3 protein-coding genes and 1 pseudogene are annotated in these 3,342 nt (G+C 38.8%); 1 reads left to right on the top strand and 3 read right to left on the bottom strand.

Going from position 1 to position 3,342, the window contains the following annotated elements:
• Position 1 precedes the first annotated feature (1 nt).
• Positions 2–1,073 (top strand): annotated as a pseudogene (locus A9G42_RS11850) (IS3 family transposase).
• A 465-nt stretch (positions 1,074–1,538) separates the two neighbouring features.
• Here A9G42_RS11850 and A9G42_RS11845 read toward each other — a convergent pair.
• The 3 genes from A9G42_RS11845 to A9G42_RS13975 all read right to left on the bottom strand — a co-directional run.
• Entirely contained in the window at positions 1,539–1,949 is a 411-nt protein-coding gene (locus A9G42_RS11845; protein WP_065653523.1) for a barstar family protein, read from the bottom strand.
• Positions 1,950–1,961: 12 nt separating this feature from the next.
• A complete protein-coding gene (locus A9G42_RS14175) occupies positions 1,962–2,855 on the bottom strand; it encodes a VENN motif pre-toxin domain-containing protein (protein WP_257006425.1) in 894 nt (297 codons plus the stop codon).
• Positions 2,856–2,867: 12 nt separating this feature from the next.
• Positions 2,868–3,342 (bottom strand): DUF637 domain-containing protein (locus A9G42_RS13975; protein WP_218837813.1); only part of this gene is annotated, 475 nt, incomplete at its 5' end.

Genomic DNA, 3,342 nt, shown 5'->3' with positions numbered 1-3,342 from the left:
AATGACTGAACATCAAATCGTCGCTATTTTAAAAGAAGCTGAAGCGGGTATTCCCGTTAAAGAACTGTGCCGTAAATATGGCATGGGTAATTCAACTTTCTATAAATGGCGAGAAAAATACGGCGGTATGGAAACGTCGGATATTAAACGCTTAAAAGAGCTAGAAGCGGAAAACCGTAAGCTTAAACAGATGTTTGCCGAACTGAGCTTAAAATCCCAGCTTCAGGAAGAAATCATAAAAAAGCTTTAGTGCCCACCAAGGCACGTAAAACGTGGGCACAGCAACTACAACAAAATCATTCGGTTACTATTGTTATGAGTTGTGCTATTGTTGGCTTAAGCCGTTGTGCTTACTATTATCAACCTAAGTTGCAGGATGACTCGGTGATTGTTTCGGTGTTGAATGCTATCACAGACCGGCATTTACGCTGGGGCTTTCCTAAATGTTTTCATCGTATCAGAAAGCTTGGCTATCAATGGAATCATAAACGGGTATATCGGGTGTATTGTGAATTAAAGCTTAATCTCAGGGTAAAGCGTAAAAAACGCATTCCTCCACGATGTCCGGAAAGGTTATTAGTCCCCAATAAACAAGGTGAATGTTGGTCAAGGATTTTATGAGTGACAGTAGTCGTAATCAACGTCGCTTTAGGACATTCAATGTCATCGATGACTTTAATCGTGAGGCATTAGGGATTGATATTGCAGTAAGCTTACCCGCAGGAAGGATTACCCGTTACTTAGATAAACTGGCCGAATATCATGGGTATCCATTAAAAATACGGGTCGATAATGGGCCAGAATTTACAGGAAAAACCTTTATAAACTGGGCTAAATCACATGATATAACCATTGATTATATCCAGCCCGGTAGCCCTTATCAAAATGGCTATATTGAACGATTTAATCGTACCTATCGTACTGAAGTACTCGATTTATATCTTTTTAACAACTTAGCACAAGCAAGGAGAATAACCGAAGAATGGCTAACCATTTATAACACCGAAAGACCGCATGAGGCGTTAAATAACATGACACCGATTGAGTATAAAACACTAAAACAAGCAGCATGATTTTCTACGTGAGTTGTGTACTAAGTTTGGGGTATTTACACGCTGATGTTTTGTTTTTCTGCTTCGGTGAGGTCTTTGATGTCTTTGCCATCATAAAGCTGGTTGCGGATAACTTCTGCGGCAAGTTCGCCACTTACAGCGCCCGCTCCACCTGCTAGCCCTGAGTTGCCTTGTAGTTCGGCAACTACAGCACCCAGTATAGCATGAGCCGTTAAACGAACTACTTCATTATCCCCAGCATGTATTTTAATTTGCTCTGCTAGCCATGGCGCACTAGCACCTGCAAGACCACCCGTGATGTCGCCAGTGATGATGCCGCCACTGACCGAGATATGGCTAACGTTGAATTCCGCTTTGTTTTTGATGTCACTAAAGCTAATGGTGCCTGTGTCAAATTAATGAAAAAATAAAATCTGCATTAGCTATATACTTGCAAGTTAAAATCTAACTTGAAATGAAATCGATTTACTCTACAAGTAACACTAAAAAACTTTTTGTTTTTCCTCCTACTACAGTATGGATAACTTCCTCCGCCCAAAAAGGAAAAATAGTCTCATCAAATTCACTCAAAATTCGATCTTTTTCTTTAGGATAACAACTCAGCATTTTTGTAAAATTTTCTATAACTAATATGTATCCATCATATTGATCTATCCACGTTAAATCTCTCATCCAATCGTTATAAGCATCAATACTCGTTGTGTTAGAAAATATACCGGATGGAAACTGGAAAGCTACAATTATTGCATTCATATAATCACTAATAGTAGAAATAAGTGATCCATCAATTTTTGCAAAAAAATAATTTTTGAAATTCAGATTTTCAATATATTGATTTTCTTCTTCTTTATTAATATAAATAATTTGGTTTTTCATTTTAAATAATCTCTATTTAGTTACTTTTATAAATGTTTGATAATGATTATTTGTGTAATAAACAGAACCATTGCTTCCTCGAACAAATCTTTCGGCATCTCTAGTTTGTCCTTGAATTTTATTATTGACATCAAATTCTCTATAAGTGATTGGGTTTCCATTGCTATCAACTTTAGGTAATTTATTATCACTATTTTTAAATATTCTTCCAGCATTAGTTCCTGGGGTCTGACCATTAAAATTACCATTCCAACCATTCTTTTCATATTGTGAGAATGTGTTTTTAACATTATTTGGAAGCTCATCAAGTTTCTTTTCTTTAACCTTCTCGGTTGAATTAGATTTATTATTGTTCTTGTCATCATCAGGCGGTAATCCTGGGGCTCCTCCAGCGACAACACTTCCAGAGCCAGCAATATTATTACTGTCTGAAGAGCCATCAACGCCGTTGTTTTGTGAAGTACTTGAATTACTTTCTTGCCCATGAATTAGCGGTATTCTGTCTGCAAAATCAGCGATAAGAAAATCATTTTTATTTTTATTTTTATTTAGAAAATCTATTTGTTCTTCAGTCAAACTAGCTATAGCAAATGAATCACCACTTCTAATCGCATTAATAGCATTAGTTTTATCATTCTCACTAAGGCTATTAACCACAGATATACCTAATAATGCAGCTAAACCTGTTCCAGCAACATAGTTTGCGCAAACCGAAATTCTTACGCAAATCATCCCTCCAGCTCTAACTACAACTGCTGCGAAGTTATTCTCAACTGCATTCTTACTCGCAGCAATCCCCGTATTCACATCTTGGATATCTCCACCAGATGCTGCGATGGCAAGACCTGTAGCTAGTTGGGATAGTGCGCTGATTTTTTGTCGCTCTTCTTGCGATAACTCTGTTATTGCTTTATCCGGTTATAAAATGCCCGTTATGACTTCAGCACTACGTTCACTCGCTGCTGCCCCTAAACCTCCCGCTAAGGCTGAGTTGCCTTGTAGCTCAGCAACTACTGCGCCCAGTATAGCATGGCTAATTGTGTTGGCGACGGTGTTTCCTTCTGTCTGTTGTTTGATTATGGTGGCTATCTTCGGTGCTAATGCCCCCGCAACAGCCCCTGTCATGTCGCCCGTGATTAGCCCATTAATAATGTTAACCGCCATTTCAACGCCTTGACGGGTGTCACTGCCCATCGCTGACATCCCTTCGTTCATCGCATTGTTGTAGGCCTTTTCATAGATTTTCTGTTCCTGCTCGTCGGTTAAAACGAGGCCTTGCTCTTTCGCTTTTTTTTGCTCTTCTTTTAGCTTTTTGTTCGCTGCAGATTCTGCGCTTATGCGGTCGATATGATTGAGCATGGTTAAGGTTTCACCGCCAATCTCACTCACTAAG

Source organism: Gilliamella sp. Nev6-6, from assembly GCF_001690605.1.
Classification (GTDB): Bacteria; Pseudomonadota; Gammaproteobacteria; order Enterobacterales; family Orbaceae; genus Gilliamella; species Gilliamella apicola_C.
This window is presented reverse-complemented; position numbering and strand designations above follow the sequence as displayed.